General features: G+C 68.2%; 15 protein-coding genes. 5 read left to right on the plus strand and 10 right to left on the minus strand.

Annotated features, from left to right (window positions below):
* Positions 1–331: 331 nt before the first annotated feature.
* Together ACK4HJ_RS13340 and ACK4HJ_RS13345 are read left to right on the plus strand one after the other, a co-directional pair.
* On the plus strand, positions 332–3,355 hold the full coding sequence (locus ACK4HJ_RS13340; RefSeq protein ID WP_409832266.1) for a response regulator: 3,024 nt from the start codon (positions 332–334) through the stop codon (positions 3,353–3,355).
* A gap of 74 nt (positions 3,356–3,429) precedes the next feature.
* The gene (locus ACK4HJ_RS13345; protein ID WP_409832268.1) at positions 3,430–3,738 is read left to right on the plus strand and encodes a hypothetical protein; all 309 of its coding nucleotides are present in this window, start codon (positions 3,430–3,432) and stop codon (positions 3,736–3,738) included.
* 170 nt (positions 3,739–3,908) lie between these two features.
* On the opposite strand, the gene htpG is transcribed toward ACK4HJ_RS13345, so the two are convergent.
* The 7 genes from htpG to ACK4HJ_RS13380 form a co-directional block, all read right to left on the minus strand.
* A complete protein-coding gene (gene htpG, locus ACK4HJ_RS13350) occupies positions 3,909–5,888 on the minus strand; it encodes a molecular chaperone HtpG (protein ID WP_409832270.1) in 1,980 nt (659 codons plus the stop codon).
* A gap of 150 nt (positions 5,889–6,038) precedes the next feature.
* The gene (locus tag ACK4HJ_RS13355; RefSeq protein ID WP_409832273.1) at positions 6,039–6,974 is read right to left on the minus strand and encodes an exopolyphosphatase; all 936 of its coding nucleotides are present in this window, start codon (positions 6,972–6,974) and stop codon (positions 6,039–6,041) included.
* A gap of 110 nt (positions 6,975–7,084) precedes the next feature.
* Positions 7,085–8,335, minus strand: a complete 1,251-nt coding sequence (locus tag ACK4HJ_RS13360) for an esterase/lipase family protein (protein ID WP_409832275.1) — start codon at positions 8,333–8,335, stop codon at positions 7,085–7,087.
* Positions 8,336–8,342: 7 nt separating this feature from the next.
* A complete protein-coding gene (locus ACK4HJ_RS13365) occupies positions 8,343–9,359 on the minus strand; it encodes a pseudouridine synthase (RefSeq protein WP_409832278.1) in 1,017 nt (338 codons plus the stop codon).
* Between the two features lie 59 nt (positions 9,360–9,418).
* Entirely contained in the window at positions 9,419–11,776 is a 2,358-nt protein-coding gene (locus tag ACK4HJ_RS13370) for a putative bifunctional diguanylate cyclase/phosphodiesterase (RefSeq protein WP_409832281.1), read from the minus strand.
* Positions 11,773–12,366 (minus strand): methylamine utilization protein, encoded by a 594-nt coding sequence (locus tag ACK4HJ_RS13375; protein ID WP_409832284.1) that lies wholly within the window; start codon positions 12,364–12,366, stop codon positions 11,773–11,775. The genes ACK4HJ_RS13370 and ACK4HJ_RS13375 overlap by 4 nt, the downstream gene beginning before the upstream one ends.
* 52 nt (positions 12,367–12,418) lie before the next feature.
* Positions 12,419–13,324 carry a DUF4394 domain-containing protein gene (locus ACK4HJ_RS13380; RefSeq protein WP_409832287.1) on the minus strand — a complete coding sequence of 302 codons (906 nt, stop codon included), beginning with the start codon at positions 13,322–13,324 and terminating at the stop codon, positions 12,419–12,421.
* A gap of 417 nt (positions 13,325–13,741) precedes the next feature.
* Between ACK4HJ_RS13380 and ACK4HJ_RS13385 the strand changes: the two genes are divergently transcribed.
* Entirely contained in the window at positions 13,742–15,469 is a 1,728-nt protein-coding gene (locus ACK4HJ_RS13385; protein ID WP_409832290.1) for a methyl-accepting chemotaxis protein, read from the plus strand.
* Positions 15,470–15,499: 30 nt separating this feature from the next.
* Here the strand turns inward: ACK4HJ_RS13385 and ACK4HJ_RS13390 are convergent, their stop codons facing one another.
* Positions 15,500–16,237 carry a Crp/Fnr family transcriptional regulator gene (locus ACK4HJ_RS13390; RefSeq protein ID WP_409832293.1) on the minus strand — a complete coding sequence of 246 codons (738 nt, stop codon included), beginning with the start codon at positions 16,235–16,237 and terminating at the stop codon, positions 15,500–15,502.
* Positions 16,238–16,436: 199 nt separating this feature from the next.
* Between ACK4HJ_RS13390 and ACK4HJ_RS13395 the strand changes: the two genes are divergently transcribed.
* The gene (locus ACK4HJ_RS13395) at positions 16,437–17,639 is read left to right on the plus strand and encodes an ABC transporter substrate-binding protein (RefSeq protein WP_409832296.1); all 1,203 of its coding nucleotides are present in this window, start codon (positions 16,437–16,439) and stop codon (positions 17,637–17,639) included.
* A 187-nt stretch (positions 17,640–17,826) separates the two neighbouring features.
* On the opposite strand, the gene ACK4HJ_RS13400 is transcribed toward ACK4HJ_RS13395, so the two are convergent.
* A complete protein-coding gene (locus ACK4HJ_RS13400; RefSeq protein ID WP_409832298.1) occupies positions 17,827–18,684 on the minus strand; it encodes a general secretion pathway protein GspB in 858 nt (285 codons plus the stop codon).
* A 156-nt stretch (positions 18,685–18,840) separates the two neighbouring features.
* Positions 18,841–20,592: an ExeA family protein gene (locus ACK4HJ_RS13405; RefSeq protein ID WP_409832301.1), complete on the minus strand. Its 1,752-nt coding sequence runs from the start codon at positions 20,590–20,592 to the stop codon at positions 18,841–18,843.
* A gap of 202 nt (positions 20,593–20,794) precedes the next feature.
* Here ACK4HJ_RS13405 and ACK4HJ_RS13410 point away from each other — a divergent pair, with 202 nt between their 5' ends.
* Entirely contained in the window at positions 20,795–22,741 is a 1,947-nt protein-coding gene (locus ACK4HJ_RS13410; RefSeq protein WP_409832303.1) for an AMP-dependent synthetase/ligase, read from the plus strand.
* Positions 22,742–22,754: the final 13 nt, after the last annotated feature.

Below are 22,754 nucleotides of genomic sequence, written 5' to 3' on the forward strand. Positions count from 1 at the left end.
GAACTAAGTGAACGTATGGTTTGCGCCACGCGCCCCCTAAACTGCCGCGCATGCCTTCGAGGAACCTGCGCGTTCTGCGCCCCCGCTTCTGCTTGCGTCCCCGCTCTTCGTGCTCCCACGCGGCGCGCCGGGGCAGCAGCCACCGGCGGCCTGGGGTAACGGTCGTAACGGGGTTGCCATTGGCGACACCCATGCAGACGCCGCGGCAGGTGGCGTCTCATTGCGTGACGCCCGCCGGCCTTTGTGGCATGGTGCGGGGCCAGGGTCTCTTCTTCCTCCCCGGCCTTCGTCCGGCACCATGATTTACGAGCGCCTTTTCCTCCACCGCCCGTTGGCCACCAAGATTGCATTGCTGGTGGCCCTGATGGGCGTGATCTCGGTGGCTGTGGTGTCCTATGCGCTGCTCAGCATGCGGGCGGTGGACCACAGCTACCGAGAGCTCATCGATGCCGAGATGCGGCTGGCCCCGCATCTGGGCGACGCGGCACAGGTACTGACCGAGGCGGAGCGCATCGTGCACACCGCCCTGTTCGACCCCGACGCCGGCCGGCGCCAGACGGCAGCCCAACAGCTGCGCGCCACCCGCACCGCTTTTTTGGCCGAGCTGGAGGGCATCGCGCAGCTGGTGGCTGTGCAGCCGCACGTGCTGCCACCAGCTACCACCGCCGGCCAAGCCACGGCCGCGCTGTCCGCCAAGGCCGACGCCCTGTTTGAAGACGCCCTGCTGGCCACCGAGGCTGCCGCGCTGCAGCGGGATAGCCTGGCCCAGCGCATTGCCCGCGACCGGTTCGACCCGGCCGCGCAGGCCCTGCGCAAGGAACTGGCCGCCTTGCGCCAGCAGTCCATGGGCCACTTCGAGACAGCGGTGCAGAACCTCAACCGGGCCACGGACCGCACCCTCTGGGCCACCACCGTGGCCGTGACGCTGGGCCTGGCCCTGATGCTGATGCTGTCGGCCCACGTGGCGTTCACGCAGATTTCGCAACCGGTGGCACAGCTGACCCGCGCTATGGACCGTCTGACCGCGCGCGACTACGGCGATGCCATCCCCGGCACCGCCCGCCGCGACGAGGTGGGCACCATGGCGCGCGCCCTGAAAGTCTTCAGGGACAGCATGCAGCAGGCCGACCGCCTGGCCCAGGAAGTGGCCGCCGGGGCCGAGGCGCGCAGCCGCTCCGAACAGCTGGCGGACCTGACCAGCGCGATCCCGGGGGCGGTGTTCCAGCTCGCTTTGCGGGCGGACGGGGACTGCCGCTTTCTGTTTGTGAGCGAGAAGGCCGCCGACCTGCCCGGCGTGCCGGTGCTGGCATTGCGCCGAGCCGGCAGTGGAGCCCACGGCCCCATCGACCAGGCGTACGGACGCTGCACCGTGGAGACCGAGGCGCAGCCGGACGCGCCGACGGCGGTGCGTGCGCTGTTTGCCAGCAGCTTTCACTCGCTGCGGCCGGTGGACTTTGATGTGCAGATCGCCACCCCACAAGGCCCGCGGTGGTTGCGCACGCTAGCCACGGCCCGGCCGCTGGCCGGGGGCGAGGTGCTGTTCAGCGGCGTGTGGCTGGACGTGACCGAGCGCCGCCGGGAGGCCCAGGCGCTGCGCGATGCCAAGGACACGGCCGAACAGGCAGCGCTCGACCGCGCCCACTTCCTGGCCGTCATGAGCCACGAGATCCGCACGCCGCTCAACGCCATCCTGGGCCTGGCCCAGCTGGCGCTGAAGGAGCCGCTGAGCCTGCCGCAGCATGACCGCGTGCAGCAGATGCTGCGCGCCAGCAAGCACCTGCTGGGCATCGTGAACGACATCCTGGACTTCTCCAAGGCGGATGGCGGGCACCTGCGGCTGGAGAACCGCCCCTTCGCACTGCACCCCTTGCTGGCCGACGTGACGGACCTGCTCGCCCCCAAGGCCCTGCGCAAAGGTCTGGACCTGCGCGTGGAGATCGACGACCGTTTGCCAGACCACCTGCTGGGCGACCCGCAGCGGCTGGCGCAGATCCTCATCAACTACCTGCAGAACGCCATCACGTTCACCGAGCAAGGCGAGGTGGTCATCGTTCTGCGCCTGCAAGCAGACGGCGATGCGGACACCGGTCAACGCCACCCCGCCACCACCGGCCAAGGCGCCAGCAACGACAGCGACAAGAACAACAGCAGTGATGCCAGCGATGGCAGCAACGGCAGTAACGGCAGCACGTTGATGCTGTACGGCGAAGTCAGCGACACGGGCCTGGGCCTGAGCGATTCGCAGATGGGCCGGCTTTTCCAGCCATTCCGCCAGTCGGACACCTCCATCACGCGGCGCTTTGGGGGCACGGGGCTGGGACTGGTGATATCGCGACAGCTGGCCGAGCTGATGGGCGGCACGGCGGGCGTGCGCAGCACGCCGGGCGAAGGCAGCACGTTCTGGTTCACGGCGCAGGTGCAGCGCGCGCCCGAGCCTGCGCTGTCCCCACCGGATGCAGACGCTCCGCGCGCTGCGGCCCCCGCGGCGCTGCCCGCCGCCACAACGGCCACCACCGCCACCGCCGGTGCCGCCCCCACCGGCCCGCACCGCGTGCTGGTGGTGGACGACAACGAAATCAATCTGCAGGTGGCCTGCGGACTGCTGGAACACGGCGGTGTGGCCGCAGACTCGGCGCGCCACGGCCAAGAGGCGATGGACCGTTTGGCCGCAGCCCCGCCCGGCACCTACACCGCCGTGCTCATGGATATCCAGATGCCCGTGATGGACGGGCTGAGCGCCACGCGTGCCCTGCGCGCCGAGGACGCCTGGCGCCACCTCCCCATCGTTGCCATGACGGCCAATGCCACGCACGCCGACATCGAGGCCGCCTTTGCCGCCGGCATGAACGCCTACCTCGCCAAGCCGCTGCTGGAAGACCACCTATGGCGCGCCTTGGCGCCCTGGCTGCAGCCCCGCCGCCCCAGTTCGCGCGGCACAGAGCCCGACAAAGCCCCCGCAGGCGGCCCGGCCAGGCGCGCGCCCTTCGATGCCCGCGTGCTGGAAGAGCTGCTCACCCTGTTCGACCCCCCCAGCCTGCGCACGCTGGTGGAACATTTCATCCGCAACTGCGACCGCCGCATCGCCCTCATCCGCGCAGCGGTGGACGACCAGGACTGGGCGACCACGGGCCGAGAAGCCCACGCCCTGGGCGGCTCGGTAGGCAGCTTCGGCCTGCTGCAACTCAACGACGTGGCCCAGGCGCTGGAAGACGCGGCGCGCGCGCAGGATGCCGACGCCGTGGTGGCCGAACTGCAGGCGCTGGAGGCCGCCGCGCGCGACGGGCTGATGCAGCTGCGCGCGATGAAGACCCTGCTGGGCGGTCCGCCCGGCGCGGCCCCGCCGCTGCGGTCCTGACACGCGCTTGAGCTGGGCGTGCCACGTGGGCTATGCTGCCGGTACTTTTGTTCCCCCAGCGAGTCGGCCCACCCATGAAGGATCTGCTTCGTAACCTCTTCTCCATCCGCCAGCAGCGCAAGCCCGCACCCGTGGGACCGCTGCCGCAGGTGGGGTCCACCATCCAGCGCGGCGACATCAAGATGGCTGTCAGCGAGCCGGTGTCCCGTGAACTGTGGGACTGGCTGGTGCTCTCCGGCTGGCGCAACCTCCCCGTCAAGAACGACCGCCGCAAAGGGCGCCTCGCTCCCGAAGGCGCGCTCAAGACGCTGATCGACGCCGACCCGCAGGAGCGCAACCGCGCACACTCGCGCATCCTGGAACAAGCCCAGCCGGAGGACTAAAAGCCGCACCGGGCCCGAGCGGCTCTCGCGCACCCCGTCCACAAACAAAAACCCCGGCCTGCCATTGCGGCAGCCGGGGTTTTTGTTTTGTTAAAAATGATAGCATCTAGCGCTTTCTGGACAAGCGCCAGAGGCCAATTTGACCCTTAATTTCCCTGCTTCGGTACGGATCAAACCAGCAAGGCGTTCACGCGCTTCACATAGGCGGCGGGGTCTTCCGGCAGGCCGCCTTCGGCCAGCAGGGCCTGGTCGAACAGGATGTGCGCCAGATCGTGGAAGTGCATGCTGCCGTCCAGCTTCTTCACCAGCGCGTGCTCGGCATTCACCTCCAGCACAGGCTTGGTCTGCGGCGCCTCTTGGCCGGCCTGCTTGAGCAAACGCGCCAGCTGCGTGCTCATGCCGTCGTCCTGCACCACCAGGCAAGCGGGGGAATCAACCAGGCGCGTGGTAACGCGCACGTCTTCTGCCTTGTCCTTGAGAGCTTCTTTCAGCTTGGCCAGCACGGGCTTGAAGGCTTCTGCGGCTTCCTCGGCAGCCTTCTTCTCTGCCTCGTCCTGCAGCTTGCCCAGGTCCACGGCACCCTTGGCCACGCTCTGCAGCGGCGTGCCGTCGAACTCGTGCAGGTAATTCAGCGCCCATTCGTCCACGCGGTCAGTCATCAGCAGCACCTCGATGCCTTTCTTCTTGAAGACTTCGAGTTGCGGGCTGTTCTTGGCGGCGGCCAGGGTGTCGGCCGTGATGTAGTAGATGGCCTCCTGGCCCTCCTTCATGCGGGCCTTGTAGTCGGCAAAGCCCACGGTCACCGTGTCGCTGGTCGTACTGGCAAAGCGCAGCAGCTTGGCCAGGCGCTCGCGGTTGGCAAAGTCTTCGCCCAGGCCTTCCTTCAGCACCGCGCCAAACTCGGCGTAGAACTGGGTGTACTTGCCCTCCTTGGCCTTGTCTTCCTCGCTCACCACGTCGGTCACGCCGTCCGCGCCTTCGGTCGCAGCGGCTTCGTGCCTGTCGTGCTTGGCCAGGTCTTCCAGCATGCTCAGAACCCGCTTGGTGCTGCCTTCGCGGATGGCGCGCACGTCGCGGCTTTCCTGCAGCAGCTCACGGCTTACGTTCAGCGGCAGGTCGGCCGAGTCGATCACGCCCTTGACGAAACGCAGGTAGGTGGGCATCAGCGCTTCGGCGTCGTCCATGATGAAGACGCGCTTCACGTACAGCTTCACACCCGCCTTCTTGTCGCGGTTCCACAAATCGAACGGCGCCTTGGCGGGGATGTACAGCAGCTGCGTGTACTCGGTGTTGCCTTCGACGCGGTTGTGCGCCCAGGTCAGGGGCGCTTCATGGTCGTGGCTGATGGTCTTGTAGAACTCGGCGTATTGCTCTTCGGTGATGTCTTTCTTGGGCCGCGTCCACAGGGCGCTGGCCTTGTTGACCGTTTCCCACTCACCCGTCTTGACCATGCCGCCGGGCTGGCGGCCGCCGTTTTCGTCATTGGGGTTGATCAGCTCGCCGTCTTTCCACTCTTCCTTTTCCATCAGGATGGGCAGGCTGATGTGGTCGGAGTATTTGGCGATGACGGACTTGAGCTTCCAGGCGTTCAGGAACTCTTCGGCGTCGTCGCGCAGGTGCAGGATGATGCTGGTGCCACGGGCGGGGCGGGTGATGGTTTCGACTTCGAAGTCGCCCGTGCCACCGCTGATCCAGCGCACGCCTTCTTCGGGCTTGAGGCCGGCGCGGCGCGACTCCACGGTGATCTTGTCGGCAACGATGAAACCGGAGTAGAAGCCCACGCCAAACTGGCCGATGAGCTGGGCGTCAGCCTTCTGGTCGCCGCTGAGCTTGCCCATGAAGTCCTTGGTGCCGCTCTTGGCGATGGTGCCCAGGTGGTCGATGGCCTCCTGCTGGCTCATGCCGATGCCGTTGTCGGTGATGGTGAGCGTCTTGGCGGCCTTGTCAAAGCTCACGCGCACCTCCAGGTTGGGCGCGTTTTCGTACAGGGCATTGTTGTTCAGGGCTTCGAAGCGCAGCTTGTCGCACGCGTCCGATGCGTTGGAGATCAGCTCGCGCAGGAAGATCTCCTGGTTGGAGTACAGCGAATGGGTGACAAGGTGCAGCAGCTGGGCCACTTCTGCCTGGAAGGACAACGTTTGCTTGCTCATGGCGATGTTCTCTCTCAATGAAATCGTTCAATCAGTCAGTGCGAAGACGGATACAAAAAGGTCCGGCACAAAAAAACACGCCTGCCGAACCAGCAGGCGTGATGTCGGGGCGCCCCTCCCGTTTTCAAGAGGAGGGACGGCAGGCTGGCGTCAGCCGTCGGTGGTGATGCGCGAGATCAGCGTCTTGAGCATGGCGTCGGCCTTGTCGTTGGCCACCTGGCAGGTGCCAGCTGCCGCATGGCCGCCGCCGCCAAACTCCAGCATGAGGTTGCCCACGTGCGTCTTGCTGCTGCGGTCCAGGATGGACTTGCCCGTGGCGAACACGGTGTTCTGCTTTTGCAGGCCCCACATCACGTGGATGGAGATGTTGCACTGGGGAAACAGCGCATAGATCATGAAACGGTTGGTGGCCCAGATGATCTCCTCGTCGCGCAGGTCCAGCACCACCAGGTTGTCGATGCGGATGGCGCAGCTTTGCAGCTGGGCCTTGGCCTTGGGGGCATGCTCGCGGTAGAGCTGAACGCGCTCCTGCACATCAGGTAGCGCCAGAATTTCTTCAATGGTGTGGTCGCGGCAGTATTTGATGAGGTCCATCATCAGCGCGTAGTTGCTGATGCGGAACTCGCGGAAGCGCCCGAGACCCGTGCGCGAATCCATGAGGTAATTCAGCAGCACCCAGCCTTGCGGGTCCAGGATGTCCTCGCGCGAGTACTGCGCCGAATCGGCCTGGTCCACCGCGGCCATCATCTCCTCGGTGATGCGGGGGAAGGTGGCCTTGCCGCCGTAGTGGTTGTAGACCACGCGCGCAGCCGAGGGGGCATGGGCCTCGATGATGTGGTTCTCGTCGCGGCGGCCGGAGTTGCGGATGGTTTCGGACTCATGGTGGTCGAACACCAGATGGGCGCCCGGCACGTAAGGCAGGTTGGTGGTGATGTCGCGGCTGGTGATGGGCACCTTGCCGTCCTGCATGTCCTTGGGGTGCACAAAGGTGATTTCATCAATGAGGTCAAGCTCATTGAGCAGCACGGCGCAGACCAGCCCATCGAAGTCACTGCGGGTCACCAGGCGGTATTTCACGTCGCTCACTCATTTCTCCTTGTTTGCATATCGCATGGGGCCACATGGTAGCGGCCGGCTAGCCGCGCCCAACGCCGCCCGCCAGTTAAAAAAGCCCGTCCGGGCGGTTGCGCCCGCACTCATTCAGACCCCAGCCATTGTTCGAGCTGTCGCGCCACGCCCAAGTCGCCCAGCAGGCCCAGGTGGCCCAAGCGGTAAAACACCGCCTGCCGGTGGCGCGGAAAGCCCAGCGTGCGCCGGCCATCATCGTGCACACCCAGCGCGCTGTGCAATGGCACCAACCCGTCCCCTACCAGGCGCTCGGCGGCAGGGCTGCGCCGCGCCGCCAGTGCGGCCGCCACCGCGTAGCTGGCCACGCCCTGGGGCAAGGGCACAGGGATGCGCTGGTCGGGGCTTTTGCGGAAGCGGTGGCGGCCCAGCCAGTCGGCGTCCAGCACATGGCCATAGCGCAGGTCGGTAATGCCCGCGCTGCGCAACTGCGCCAGTCGCGCAAACGGCCGGGAAAACGGCGTGCTGCCCAGCAGCGCGTCCACCCAGTGGCCCGCGCGCTCCAGCGGGGCGCCGTGGTGCGGCGTGCCCAGAAACACCAGGTGGCGCAACAGGGGCAGCCAGCGGCTGGGCGGTGCGCTTTGTGTGGCCGCGTGCTGGCAGGCACTGCGCGCCACCAGCCCGCCCATGCTGTGCGCCAGCACCGACAGCTCGGTCACCGGCACAGGCCAAGCGGCCACCAGTGCCTCCAGCTGGGCCGACAGCGTCGCACCGTTGGTGGACGTGTGCAGGCCGGTGTTGTAGCGCAGGTAGACCGGCGTGTAGCCCAGCGTGCGGGCCAGGTAGTCGCCGTGGTCATGGCCGTGGTGGCGCCACTGCAGGTCGTTCATGCACAGGCCGTGCACCATGACCAGGACCTTGCCCGTGGCGGTGCCAGATGCCGCGAGCGCCGAGGGGTCGAGCGGCAGGCCCTGCCGGTACCAGCCCATGGCCGTGCACAGCGGGTTGTGGTCGCGCGCCAGCCGGTCGCCCAGCACACCGTTGAGGGCGGCCAGCACGGCCTCCCGCTCCCATTGCACGGGCGCCGTTGCGCCCGTGTCTGTTGGCGTCCAGAAGGGCTCCAGCCGTGAGAGGCCCGCCTGCAGGCCCGCGTCCACCAGCCGGGTTACGCCGCGAATGCTCTGGTAGACCAGGCCTGTCAGGCCCCGCGCCTGCCCGGGCTCGGCGCCTTCGGGCAGGCCCAGCGTGCCCAGCACCGACTGGTGCACGCCCTCTGCCACCCGGCTGGCGCCCGCCGTGGCCTGGGTGGCCAGTCGGGCCACGCCGCGCAGGTCGGACGCGCGCAGCTGGCGCAGGGGATTGGAGCGGCGCGCAGAGGTCATGGCACTCTCAGAACCGCTCGGTCGGCAGCAGATAGCGCCACTGCCCCACGGGCAGGCTGCCCAGCGTCACACGGCCCATGCGAATGCGCTTGAGCCCCACCACCTTCAGGCCCACCAGCTCGCACATGCGGCGGATCTGGCGCTTTTTGCCTTCGGTCAGCACAAACCGAAGCTGCTCAGGGTTCTGCCACTCCACCCGGGCCGGCTTGAGGGGCTGGCCGTCCAGCGACAGACCGTGGCACAGGCGCGCCAGCTGGTCTGCAGGGAACACCTGTTGCACATTCAGCGCCACGTCGCCGTACTGCACGCGAACCAGGTACTCCTTGTCCACGGTGGAATCCTCGCCGATCAGCTGCCGCGCCACGCGGCCGTCCTGCGTCAGCACCAGCAGGCCCACGGAGTCGATGTCCAGGCGCCCTGCGGGCGCCAGGCCCCGCAGCTGCGGGGGCGAAAACCGCTGGCGGCTGGGGTCGTCGCGCCAGTGCGTGCGGGGGTTGATGAGCGCCACGGCGGGGGTGTGGCCGTCCTCGGCCTGCCCGCTCACGTAGCCCATGGGTTTGTGCAGCAGGATGGTGACGCGCTGCTCCTGGAAGCCCTGCGCCACCGGGTCCACCTCGATGCGGTCGGTGGGCAGCACCTGCACGCCCATCTCGGCCACCTGGCCGTTGACCTTGACCCAGCCCTGGGCGATCCAGTCGTCCGCCTCGCGGCGCGAGCACAGGCCCAGCTCGGCCATGCGCTTGTTCAGGCGCGAGGTGGGCAGTGTGCCGGGTGGCGTCGCGGACTTGGCAGGCACCTGGCGCACGGGTGCCACAAACGGGCCGCCCGACGCAGTGCGGTAGGTGGAGGGCGCGGGCGCGCGGGACGGCCGGGGCGGCCGGGCTGCGGGGGCTGTTGCAGGGCGCGCGGGTGCGCCCTTGGGCGCCACCGAGAGCGTGGGCCGGCGCAGTACGGGGCGGGCGGGGCCGCCTGCGGCGTCCGGTGGCGGCGGAGCCGACGGGGGGCGTGAGCTGGAAGAGGACATTGGCGCGTATTTTCGCCGCTGTGGCAGCACAGGCCCAGCAAAAAGTGTCCCGCCGCAGGTCAGGCGGCTGGCGGCGGCCCCTGCCTGGCCGTCTGCCAGGCCAGAAATTCGTCCACCGGCAGCGGGCGGGCCATGTGGTAGCCCTGGGCCTCGTCGCAGGCCAGCAGGCGCAGCCGCTCCAGAATGGCGGCGGTCTCCACCCCTTCGGCCACCACCGTGAGACCCAGGTTGTGGGCCAGGTCGATGGTGGAGCGCACGATCATCGCGTCGTCCTCGCCGGTGTCCATGCCCATCACAAAGGACTTGTCGATCTTTAGCTCATCCACCGGCAGGCGCTTGAGGTAGGCCAGCGATGAATAGCCCGTGCCGAAGTCGTCGATGGACAGCTTGAAGCCCTGCTCCGACAGCCGGTTGAGCATGGCCTCGGCGCGCTGCGGGTCGTCCATGATGGCGCTTTCGGTGATCTCCAGGCAGAAGGCCGAGGCCGGTACGCCGTGGCGCGCCAGAATGGCGGCGAGCCGCTGACTGAGGTCCGGGTCGAGCAGGTCGCGGGTGGAGAGGTTCACCGACACCCTGAGTGCCGTCCCCTCCGCGCGCAACCGGGCCAGCAGGCGGGCCACCTCTTCAAAGATCCACAAGGTCAACTGCCGCACAAAGCCTGTCTGTTCGGCAAACGGGATGAACTGCATGGGCGGCACCAGCCCGCGCTGGGGGTGCTGCCAGCGCACCAGGGCCTCCGCCGCGGGCCCGGCATCGCCATGCAGCGACACCTTGGGCTGCAGGTACAGGCGCAGCTCATCGTGCTCCACCGCGTGGCGCAGCTCGGTGAGCAGCGACAAGGTCTGGGTGCTGGCCGAGTCAAACGCCGCGTCGTATTGCAGCGCCCCGCTGAGCCGGCGCTTGGCGGCGTACATGGCAATTTCCGAGCGGCTGAGCAGGGTGTCCGCGTCGTCCGCGTCGCCGGGCCAACAGGCAAAGCCGATGCCCGCGCTCAGGTCCACTGTCTGGTCTTCGAATGCGAGCGGTTCCTCGAACGACCGGATGATGTCCTGTGCAATGGCGTGGGCGGCTGCGACATCGGCCTGCAGCAGCAACAGCGCGAACTCATTGCCGCCCAGGCGCGCCACCATGTCGCCGCTCAAACGCACCTGCCGGCCCAGACGGCCGGCGACCGCCTGCAGCAGGCGGTCGCCGTAGGCATAGCCCAGCACATCGTTCACGTGCTTGAAGCGGTCCAGGTCCAGCGTGAGCACAGCCAGCGGCTTCGCAATGTCGGCACTGTCCGCCATAGCCTGCAGCACGGCCTCGCGAAAGCGCTCGCGGTTGGGCAGGCCGGTAAGCCGGTCCCAGTAGGCCAGGCGCCGGATCTCGGTCTGTTGAGCGGCAATGTCCACGCGCATGTGGTCGAACGAGCGGGCCAGGTTGCCGATCTCGTCCTGGCGGCCGGTGTGTTCCAGCGGCGTGTCGTATTCGCCGCGCGACAGGCGCTGCGTGGCGGCGAGCAAAGAACGCAGGGGCGTGGTCAGCCGCTGCGCCACAAAGCCTGTACCCACTGCGAACAGCAGCACACCGCCCACGGTGATGATGGCCAACAGCACCTGCAGCTGGCGGTAGGGCGCCACCACCTCGTCCACCGATCGCAGCAGCACCGCCTGCACCTCGCCCCCCGCGCTGTCCAGGCGGGCGCTGCGCGCCAGCAGCGTGGCGTCGGGCGTGCGCACCTCTCTGGGGATCGTCTGATGCGCCTGCAACAGCGGCTTCAGCGCATCAGCCGGCAGGGTGCTGACGGGAATGCGCACCTCGCCGCCCGGCGTGGTCACCCGCAGCGCCACGTGCACGGACAGCAGCTGACGCATTTCCTCGGCCAGTGGCTGGCTGATGGGAAAGCCCATCAGCACCCAGCCGATGACCACCGGCGCCCGCATCGGCACCATTACAAACTGGTAAGGAACTCCGTCCATCACCACCACGCGGCTGCCCTGGGGCTGCGCGGCCAGTGCGGGCACCAGCTGGCGAAGGGTCGCCGGCACGTCCTGCATGCCGTCGTCCGTGAGGCTCACCACGCGCAGCGCCAGGTCGGTGCCCAGCAGTGCGGTCACGGCCGCGCCGATGCGGCGGCCGTGGTTCTCGAGCACCGACTGGATGGTCTGCGCATCGTCCGAGTTCACGGCCGAGCGAAACCCGTAGTCGGCCGCCAGCAGGGCAGAGCCCTGGCGCAGTTTGTCGGCGTTCTGCTCCAGCAGGCGGCGCCACACGTTTTCGTCCAGGTCCAGCGTGCGGGCGATCTGGGCGCGGGCGTTGCGGTCAATGGTGGCGCGCACCACCGCAAACCCCGCCGCCTGCACGATGAGTAGCAGCAGCAGCGACACCCCCACCAGCCGCAGGAGCAGGCTGTGGCGGGCCGACTGCAGGCTCAAGGCTGCAACCCCGCAAGGCGCACCTGCACGCTGCCTGTGCCGCTGGCGGGCACGACAAGCGGCTGCTCCAGCGCGGGCGCACCAACGGGCAGCCGCGCGTGCCAGGTACGCAGGGTGTAAGCGCCCGGGGGCACGTTGTCCAGCTGCACCCGGCCGGTGCCGGGCGCGCTGCGCGCGAAATACGGCGTGTCCACCACCAGGATCCAGCCCACCATGTTGTCGTGGATGTTGCAGCCCAGCACGACCACGCCGGGCCGGTCGAACACCACCGGGTTGGCGGGCGTGCCGATGTAGAGCTTGAGCTCGAACTTCTTGGCGGGAGAGAACGAGTACACGTGGTGGCGCACGGTGTCGCGGTTGGGGAAGCTCACCGCAGTGCCCACGGGCACCACCAGCACGCCGGGCACAAACTGCCGCGCCTCCTGCGCCATGTTCACCCCGGGCAGGGGGCGGGCCTGCCGACGGGCGTCGGCCGAGTCCAGAAACACGATGGCGTCGGCCACGGGCTTGCCAGCACCGTCTTGCACGTCCACCACCACGGTGCCCGCGCGGGCACCGGCTGCTGCAGCGGCCAGGGCCAGGGCCGTCATCACTGTCGCCGCCCGTGCCCTCGTGTGCGCGATGTGTGCCACCCTCGCCCGCCTATGGCTCTATGGCCATGCCCAGCAGCGGCGTGCCTTCGCCGACCCGCCCCAGCGGGCGGGTCGCGCCGGTGGCCAGGTTGACGAGGTGCAGGCGCGCCTGCGCTTCGGACGGCGTGCGCACAGCGATCAGCGCGGTGTTGCTGACATCAGAGATGTCGAAAGCTACGTCAGTGAGCGGCCCCAGGCCCAGCGGGCCCACGGTGCGCAGCTGGCCGGTGTTGGGCGACACCACGGGCGTGGTGCCTTCGCGCGAGCCCTGCATGACCAGCGCGCCCAGGGCGCGGTCGATGGCGTAGTTGGTGGTGATCTTGCTGTCCTGCGGGTTGTAGGTGTAGGCGGCGCCCGCGATGTCGGGCATGCGGCGGGCGTTGGCGTCATCCGGGGCGTAGCGCAGTGCCGGGTCAGGCTGCACGCCGTCGGTGGCCGGGTCGCCATCCACCGCTGCGCCTGTGTCCGGGTGCAGGCGCAGGTTCTGGCCGGTGTTGGACACCACGCGGATGCGGTCCGCGGCCGGGTTGAAATCGAAGCCGAACACGCTGCCCTGCAACGGCAGCACGGCCGGCGCGGCACCCACGGGCCGCAGCGCGCCGGTGGGAATGTCCAGCGTGTACAGGCGCCCCGTGTACGACAGCGCATACAGCACGCCACGCGCCACGCGGAAGTCGATGCCGACCAACCGGTCGCCCGGGGCCAGGCCGGTGACGGGGCGGCGCTCCAGGATGCGGCCGGGCTCTCCGGCGCTGAAGGTGATGAGTTCGTGGGCGGAGGTGACGGCCACCACCAGTTCGCGCCGGTCCGGGTCGGGCGGCGGCTGCGTTGCGCAGCCGGCCAGCACGGCAGCAGCGGCCACGGCCAACGCGGTCCAGGCCGGACGGCGGTTGCAGGGGCGGATCAATGGGTTCATGCAGCACCTCGTATGTGTAACGGGCGTTATACCCGAGGGGCCTGTCCCGCACAGCCCCGCGGTTTCCCGGGGGGTGCAAGGAATTTCAGATTTGATAGCTTTCAGCGCTTACTGGATAAGCGCTAGAGCCACTTTTCATCCGTATTTTCGTTACACATGCCCGCAACGGAGGTGGATTGCGGGGCTTGCCGTGGCCCCGTCCATTTGTAACAAACACCCCATGCGGTTTGGGCATGCGCCTATCCGCAAGCGTCATGACACATTTTGTTAATTTCTGCCTACACTGCGCTGGACCTGGGCTGCTCCACCTTTGCACAGGAGCCCACATGGGCACCGATATTGCTTTGTCTCGCTGACCCTGTTGTTCCGTTTTTCTCTGCTCTAGTCCGTTCGTTTGCCGTGCGCTCAAGGAAACCCATGCTGGCCCCCTCTTCCCTCAAGTCCTTGTCGATCTCCAGCCGCCTTGGGCTGGGCTTCGGTTGTGTGCTGGTACTGCTGGTGGCCGTGGCCGCCGTGGGCCAGTTGTCCGTGGGCAAGGTGCATGAGCAGATGCGCCAGATCACCGGCGTGGGCGCCAACAAAGCCAAGCTCGTCAACGGCATGCTGGAGAGCGTGAGCGCCATGGGCATCCAGAGCCGGTCGGCCGCGATGCTCAACGACATCGACCCCAAGCAGGCGCGCGAACAGATCAACGCCGTAGCCACCACGCTCAAGCAATACAGCACCGACGAAGCGGCGCTGGCCGAGCTGCTGACCCCGGCCAGCGCGACGGCGGCCGAGATCCAGCTGCTGACCGACATCCGGGCGCTGGCCACCAAGACCCGCCCCGAGCTGGACGCCGCAATCAAAGCCGCCGACGACGGCGACACCGTGAGCGCCACGTTGGCGCTGATGACGCGCGTGGCGCCCAGCGAGTCAGCCTGGCGCGCCAAGCTCGGCGAGCTGATCGCGCTGCAGAACACCTTGAACGCCGAAGCCACCGCCGCCGCCGAGACCACCCAGAGCCGCGCCCGCGTGGTGGCCGGCGTGTTGGTGCTGTTGGCCATGGGTCTGGGCGGCTTGATTGCCTGGCGTATCACCACCAGCATCACCGCCCCCATCGGGCGCGCCGTGGTGGTGGCCGAGCGCATTGCGCGCGGCGACCTGACCTCACAGGTCGAGGTGCGCATTCACGACGAAACCGGCCGCCTGCTCGAAGCCATTGCTGCCATGCAGGAGCGCCTGCGCACGCTGGTAGGCGAAATCGGCCAGACGGCCGAGTCCATCCTGGTGGCCAGCTCCGAGGTCGCCTCGGGCAACCTCGACCTGAGCCAGCGCACCGAGCAGACTTCGCACAACCTGCAAAGCGCGGCCTCGTCGCTGGTGGACCTGACGGGCACCGTGTCGCAGAGCGCGGACTCGGCCCGCCAGGCCAACCAGCTGGCATCCACCGCGTCGGACGCCGCCACACGCGGCGGCGAGGTGGTGGGCCAGGTGGTGCGCACCATGGACACCATCAGTGCCAGCTCGCGCAAGATCGCCGACATCATCAGCGTGATCGACGGCATTGCCTTTCAGACCAACATCCTGGCACTGAACGCTGCGGTGGAGGCTGCGCGTGCTGGCGAGCAGGGCCGTGGCTTTGCGGTGGTGGCGGGCGAGGTGCGCAGCCTGGCCGGCCGGTCGGCCAACGCGGCGCGCGAGATCAAGGCCCTCATCGGCACCAGCGTGGACCAGGTGCAGGAAGGCAGCACGCTCGTCAACCACGCGGGCAAGACCATCGAAGAGCTGGTGATGTCGGTCCGCCGTGTGTCGGACATCATGGGCGAGATCACCGCGGCCACACAGGAGCAGAGCCAGCGCATCGGCCACGTGAACCAGTCGGTGGGCGCGCTGGACGAGATGACGCAGCAGAACGCCGCGCTGGTGGAAGAAGGCGCCGCCGCCGCCGACAGCCTGAAGGAGCAGGCTGGCCGACTCACGCAGATGGTGGGCGCGTTCCGCCTGTCGCGCAGCGACGGGGGCGATGACGACAGCTGGGGCGCCGCGGGGCCCGCATCCACCCCGACACCCATGCCCACGCCGGCCCCCGCAGCCCTGCGCAGCGCGGCCCCCGCGCGGCCCACGCTCAAGCCCCGCAGCACGCTGCCGTCGCTGCCACGCTGACCCGCCTGCGCAGGCACAGGGGCAGGCCTTTCAGCTCCCGCCCTTGAACTGGAACACGCTGGAGCGCAGCGCGGCCAAATCCAGCACGCGCAGGCCGCCGTATTCCACGCGGATGGCGCCCTGCGCCTCCAGCGCGGCCAGGGCCTCGTTCACCCGCTGGCGCGACAGCCCCACCAGGTAGGCCAGCTCCTGCTGCGTGATGCGCAGCACCTCGCCCACCCCTGGGTACAGCACGGGGTTGAACAGCGACGCCAGACTGCGCGCCACGCGCACGTCCGGGTTATTCAGCCGGTCGATCTCGCGCGCCGCGATGAACTGGCCCAGGCGTTCGTTGAGCTGGTTCATCACGAAGCGGTTGAAGCCGATGGAATGGTCCAGCAGCCAATGGAAAGTGTCGATGGGCAGGCCCGCGACGATGCTCTTCCTCAGCGCCTGGATGTTGTAGCGGTACGGCTCGCGCTTGATGGTGGTGCCCTCGCCAAACCAGCCGCCTGGCGGCAGGCCGGCATAGGTCATGGTCTGGCCCTGCGCGTCGTCGCTGCTCATCTTGAGCAGGCCCTCCACCACGCCAAACCAGTACGTCACCGGTCGTCCCACACGGCACACGTAGTCGCCCGGCTTGGCGTCTCCCACCAGCAGCGCGGCCACGGCGCGCTCGCGCTCGGCAGGCTGCAGCAGCGGCAGCCAGGGGATGCCGGCCAGCTCGTCCGCAGTGGGTGGGCGGCGGCGCTGGTGCAGGGACAGGTCCTGGTGGGTGCGGGGGTCCATGGCGGAAGTGGCACAAGAAACAAGGAGCGGCTAAGCGGTGGATGATGCGGGAAATCCACGATCTGAATTGTCGTCAGAAAGACAAAAAAATGCCAATCTCGCCGGGATGATGTCGCCTTCTCCCAGAAGTCCAAGGCTGGCCCGCAACGCAGACCTGCGCGCCTTGAGAGCTCTTTGGGGACCACCGAGGAGACAAGACATGCACAACAAACACCCCGTCGATGCCGCCACCGCCGCTGCGTCCGTGGCACCCGCCACGCGCCCCACCTTCGCCCGGCGTCAGTTGCTGGCCGCCGCCGTCACCCTGCCTTGGCTTGGCACCCTGGGCACGGCCGCCCGCGCGCAGGAGGGCGCGCTGCGCATCGCCCAGTCCACTGCGCTCACCGGACCGCTGGGCGACCTGGGCTCGGCCATGCACCAGGGCGCCAAGGCGGCGTTTGCAGGCATCAACGCCAAAGGCGGCGTGCACGGCCGCCCTATCGAACTGGTGACGCTGGACGACGCGTACGAGGTGCCCAAGGCGCTGGCCAACGTGGAGAAGTTCCTGGCCGAGCGCGACACATTTGCGCTATTCAACTGCATGGGCACGCCCATGATTGACGCCATGCTGCCCAAGGTGAACGAAAGCGGCATTCCATTCTTTGCACCCTTCACCGGCGCACAGCTCAGCCGCGTGCAGGGTGCGCGCAATGTGTTCAACATCCGCGCCAGCTACGCGGATGAGGCCGAGAAGCTGGTACAGCACCTGTCCACCATCGGCATCACGCGCATCGGCATCGTGTACCAGAACAACGCCTTCGGCAAAGAGGTCTTCACTGCGGCCCGGCAGTCCATGGAACGCCTCAAGCTGCCCGGCGCCATTGCCGTGACGGTGGAAAGCAATGCCTCGGACGCAGGCAGCGCCGCCGCCAAGCTGGCGGGCGGCAATCTGGAGGCCATCGTGATCGGCCTGGCGGGCAAGCCCACGCTGGAGTTCGTGAAAGCCTTCCGCGGATTGCAGCGCGGCGTGACGCTATATGCCCTGTCGGTGATGGGCACACAAGCCACCGTGAAGGCGCTGGGGCCGGACGCCACAGGCATGGCGATCTCGCAGGTGGTGCCGCTGCCATCGAACGTGGTGATGCCGGTGGTGCGCGACTTTCAGGCCGCCTGGAAGGCCTCCGGCGCCACGGCCGAGCCCTCGCACCTGGCGCTGGAGGGCTACATCAACGCCCGTGTCTTTGCCGAGGCCCTGCACCGCGCGGGCCGCAACCCCACGCGCGCGGGGTTCATCGACGCGACCTGGAACCTCAAGAAGTGGGACTTGGGCGGTTTTGAAATCAACGCCAGCACCCCCGAGCGCAACGCCTCGCGGTTTGTGGAGCTGACGCTGGTGGGGCGGGACGGGCGGTTTATCAGGTAACCCCCTGAGCGGCTTTGCCGCTTCCCCCAGGGGGACGCCATCGGTGGACTGGCGGAGCCAGCTCCACGGTGGCACTGGCATGGGGCCGCGCCGGCAGCAAACGCCTTGCCCTGTCTTTTCACTATGAAAATGGTAGCTACTAGCGCTTTTAGGACAAGCGCTAGAGGCCATATTGATTCAAACTTTTCTACTGCGACGCCAGGCCGTAGCGGTAGCCCTTGAACGACCAGATCGTGCGGCCGGGTTCGATTTTCTCGAGCATCAGGCCGGGGGCGGCCAGGTCGCCTTCGTGCAGCACCTGGCCGTTGACGATGGCCATGCGGTACGTGGGATTGGTGGAGTAGGTCGCGCCCGAGATCTTGAGCACGGGCAGCTGCGCGCGCACGGCGTCGGGCAGGTCGCTTTGCGCGAACACGGTGCCAGTGGGCGCGGCGGTCGCGGTCGCGGTCGCGGTCGCGGGAGCGGGTAGGGACTCGCGCTGCCGCGCGGTGACGGCAGATGTGGGCGCACGTTCTGCGGCCGGCTCGGCTGCGCGGGAGCGGGGAGCTTCGGGCGCGGGCGGCCGGGCCGCAGCGGCGGGAGCTTTTTCGCGCGCGGCGGGCGGCGCGGGGCGGGGCTCGGGTGCTGAGCGTGGAGCGGGGGCCGGCGCGGGCGAGGGTGTCACCCCGGCCGTCGGCACCGCGGGGGCGGCGGTTGGAGCGACTGTGGGGTCCGAAGGCGTTGCAGCCGGCGTGGGGGCTGACGGCACGGACGGCGCGGGTGCGGACGGCACGGCTGCAACGCCCGGAGGAGGCGTGGTTTGCGCACCTGCCAGCACCACGCCGCCCGTTGGCGCACTGCGCTGCATCGCCCACCAGGTGCCGCCTGCGGCCAGGCCCGCCACCACCAGCACGCCGACGGTCACTGCCAGCAACCGCGACGGCGCGGTGCTTTCTTCCGTCGGCAAGGCCCCCGGCACGGGCGTGGCCTGGGTGTGCAGGCCGGGCACTCCGCCACGGCCCCGCTCGGCTTCTGCGCGCCGCAGCGCGTCAAGGATGTAGGACATGGTTACAGCGTGGGTGGGGTGCGCGACGCACCACCGGTCCGTGGCGTCGCAAAGAACAGAAAGAAAGATGGGTGCGCAGGCAGTGGCTGCGTGCGCGCGACGGCCACGGTACACCCGGCGTGAATGCAGGCCACAGTGGCAGGGGGCGGCACTGCGTCATTGCAGGCGGGGCTCGCTCACGCCGGTGGCGCGGTTGAGCAGCATCAGGGTAAGGGGACCGGCACGGCCGTCGGGCGTGACGCCCTGGGCCAGCTGGAAGCGGTGGATGCGCGACTGGCGCAGCGCCGGTGTCATGGGGCGGCTGCCAGGGCCGTTGCCACCCGCCGCCTTGGAGGCCAGCTGCTTGTCCAGCCACGCTGCGCCGGCAGGGCTGTCGGCCAACTCGCCCCGCTCGGGCATGCCCGGGGGGGTGCGCCACAGGGTGGCCATGTCGCCCCGCCACACCTGCGCCAGCTCCTGCAGCGGCACCGGCAGCGTCTGGCCGTTGTGGCCCAGCAGTGTGGCCGTGTCCGCGGACAGCCCGCGCAGCACGGCCGACACGGGCTCTTCGGCGTCTTCGGACGGGAACAGGTTCAGCAGCACAGGCCGGTCGATCTGCCGCACCAGGTTCAGCCCGGCGCGCCGGTTGCGGTAGCAGCGCAGGCCGTCGCGCGGTAGGGTGGCGCAGGCGTCGGCCCCATCCGGTACTGAGGCGCCCCAGGCGCTGGCCAGGGCTTTCCATGCTGGCGCGTCGCCTGCGGGCTGCGCAGCCAGGAACTGCTGAAAGGCCGGGGCCAGGGGCGGCACGGCAGCGGTTTCTGCCGGCGACGGTGTGGATACGGCGGACGCAGCCGGTGCGGAGGCAGAGGCTGCCGCAGCCGCTTCGCTCGCAGCCGTGGCCTTGGATGCTGAAAGGGCCTGTGCGGGCGTGTTGGTGGTGGCGGTGGCAGCCGTGGACGAGGATGCGGATGAAGATGCCGGTGTCCAGCCCCCCAGCGCCCAGCCCGCCGCTGCCACGATGGCCGCGCCCGCCACGCCGCCCAGGCCCGCCAACGCCCAGCCGGGCAGCGGGCGGCGCTCGCCCGCGCGAGCGGCCGCTGCCGTGGCGGGGGCGTCGAACACCTCGCGGGCGGCGCGGTTGACCATGGGCACGCTCACTTCGCGCGCACCGGCGGCGTAGGCACCCAGCAGCGCGCGGTCGCACAGCAGGTTGATGCGGCGGGGCACGCCGTGGGACAGGGCGTGCACGCGGCGGATGGCGCGGGCGCTGAACGGCAGCGGCCCCTGCAGACCGGCGACGGCTAGGCGGTGGCTGATGTACTGCTGCGTCTCCTGCAGCGAGAGCGCGTCCAGGTGAAAGCGTGCAATCACGCGCTGCGCCAGCTGCTCCATGGACGGCCGCGCCACCAGCGTGCGCAGCTCGGGTTGGCCGATCAAGATGATCTGCAGCAGCTTGCGTTCGCTGGTCTCCAGGTTGGTGAGCAGCCGCAACTGCTCCAGCACGTCGGCCGACAGGTTCTGGGCCTCGTCGATGATGAGCACGTTGTTCCGGCCGCTGGCATGCGCCGCCAGCAGCGACGCGTTGAGCGGGTCGATGCAGTCCTTGACCGTCTCCACGCCCGGCACGGCTGGCTTGTGCGGCACGCCGAACTCGTCACAGATGGAGCGCAGCAACTCGCCCACCGTGAGCTTGGGATTGAAGATGTAGGCCACATTGCAGTGCGACGGGATCTGCTCCAGGAAACACCGGCACACCGTGGTCTTGCCCGTGCCCACCTCGCCCGTCAGCAGCACAAAGCCGCCGCCCGCATCCAGTCCGTAGAGCAGATGGGCCAGCGCTTCGCGATGGCGCTCGCTCATGAAGAGGTAGCGCGGGTCGGGAGCGATGGAGAACGGCGGGTGCTGAAGGCCGAAAAACGGGGCGTACATGGAGAGCGTGTTCACGATCTCAAGGATACCGCCCGGCACCGGGCAGGGTTTCACCCGACAAGTAGTTTCCCGTAAATTGTCGTCGGAAAGACAAGATAACGTCAAAGTCAGTCCTAGCATGCCCCCATTGCGCTGCCAGAAAGCGGCGCCACGGGCCATCACCGGGGCAACACGCCCCCTGTCTCTCTTTTAGGAACCTGACATGCTGACCACGTTCCCGCAACTGCTGCTCAAGCACGCCGCCGAGCGCCCCACGGCCCCGGCGCTGCGCGAAAAAGAATATGGCATCTGGCAGACCCACACCTGGGCCGACCTGGCCCGCCTGGTGGAGCAAATCGCCGCCGGCCTGCACGGCGCGGGCCTGCAGCGCGGTGAACACCTGGTGGTGATCGGCGCCAACCGCCCGCGCCTGTACGCCACCATGCTGGCCACGCAGTCGCTGGGCGCCATCCCGGTGCCGCTGTACCAGGACGCGGTCGGCGCCGAATGTATCTTCCCGCTCAACAACGCCGAGGTGCGCTTTTGCCTGGTGGAAGACCAGGAGCAGGTGGACAAGCTGCTCGAAATCCGCGAGCAGTGCCCGCAGATCTCCAACATCTACTTCGACGACCCGCGCGGCCTGCGCAACTATGCCGAACAAGGTTTGGCATCGCTCGACTCGCTGATCGAGGCAGGTGCCGCCCATGTGGCCAGACACCCCCAGTGGTTCCAAGCCGAAGTTGCCAAGGCCAGCCCGAGCGACGTGGCGGCCATGTTCTTCACGTCTGGCACCACGGGCAACCCCAAGGGCGTGGTGCATACCCACAGCACCCTGCTGGACCGCGCGAGCGCAGGGGCCGAGTTCGACAAGCTCACCAGCAGCGAAGAAGTGCTGGCCTACCTGCCTCCGGCCTGGATCGGCCAGAATATTTTCAGCTACGCCCAGTGGCTCGCCTGCGGCTACGTGGTCAACTGCCCCGAGTCGGCCAGCACCGTGACGATCGACCTCAAGGAGGTCGGCCCCACGTACTACTTTGCGCCGCCCCGCATTTTTGAAGGCCTGCTCACCAGCGTGATGATCCGCATGGAAGACGCAGGCGCGATCAAGCGGAAGATGTTCCACGCCTGCATGGCCGTTGCCAAACGCGTGGGCCCGGCGCTGATGGACGGCGAACCCGTGAGCGCCATCGACAAGATCAAGTACGCCCTGGGCAATCTGCTGGTGTACGGCCCGCTGCGCAACAACCTGGGTTTCAGCCGCGTGCGCGTGGCCTACACGGCGGGTGAAGCGATCGGGCCCGACCTGTTCACCTTCTACCGCTCCATCGGCATCAACCTCAAGCAGCTCTACGGCTCCACCGAGACCGCCGTGTTCGTCTGCCTGCAGCCTGACAACCAGGCGCGCGCCGACACGGTGGGCGTGCCGATTCGCGGCGTGGAGATCAAGGTGGCCGACAACGGCGAGATCCTTGTCAAGTCGGCCGGGCTGCTCAAGGAGTACTACAAGAACCCCACGGCCACGGCCGAGGTGCTCACGGCCGATGGCTGGTACCACACCAGCGATGCGGGCTTCCTCGACGCCCATGGCCACCTCAAGATCATCGACCGCGTCAAGGACGTGGGCCGCATCAAGGGCGGCGCCAACGACGGCGCGATGTTTGCGCCCAAGTACGTGGAGAACAAGCTCAAGTTCTTCCCGCACATCAAGGAAGTGGTCGCACTGGGTGACGGCCGCGAGAAGGTGTGCGTGATGGTCAACATCGACTTCGATGCCGTGGGCAACTGGGCCGAGCGCCGCAATTTGCCCTACGCGGGCTACACCGACCTGGCGCAAAAACCCGAGGTCTACGAACTCATCCGCGACTGCATCGAGAAGGTCAACGCCGACCTCGCCACCGACGCCATGCTCGCCGGCAGCCAGATCAGCCGCTTCCTGGTGCTGCACAAGGAGCTGGACGCCGACGATGGCGAACTCACGCGCACCAACAAGGTCCGCCGCGGCTTCATCGCCGAGAAATACGGCGTGCTGGTGGATGCGCTGTACGCCGGCCGCACCGAGCAGTACATCGAGACGCAGGTGAAGTTTGAAGATGGCCGCACCGGCAGCGTGAGCGCCACGCTCAAGCTCGCGGACGCAAAGACCTTCGCCCCTGTGAAGGCCGTCGCATGAAACCCGCGCTCTA

This window comes from Acidovorax sp. (assembly GCF_046294525.1).
Taxonomy (GTDB): domain Bacteria; phylum Pseudomonadota; class Gammaproteobacteria; order Burkholderiales; family Burkholderiaceae_C; genus Acidovorax.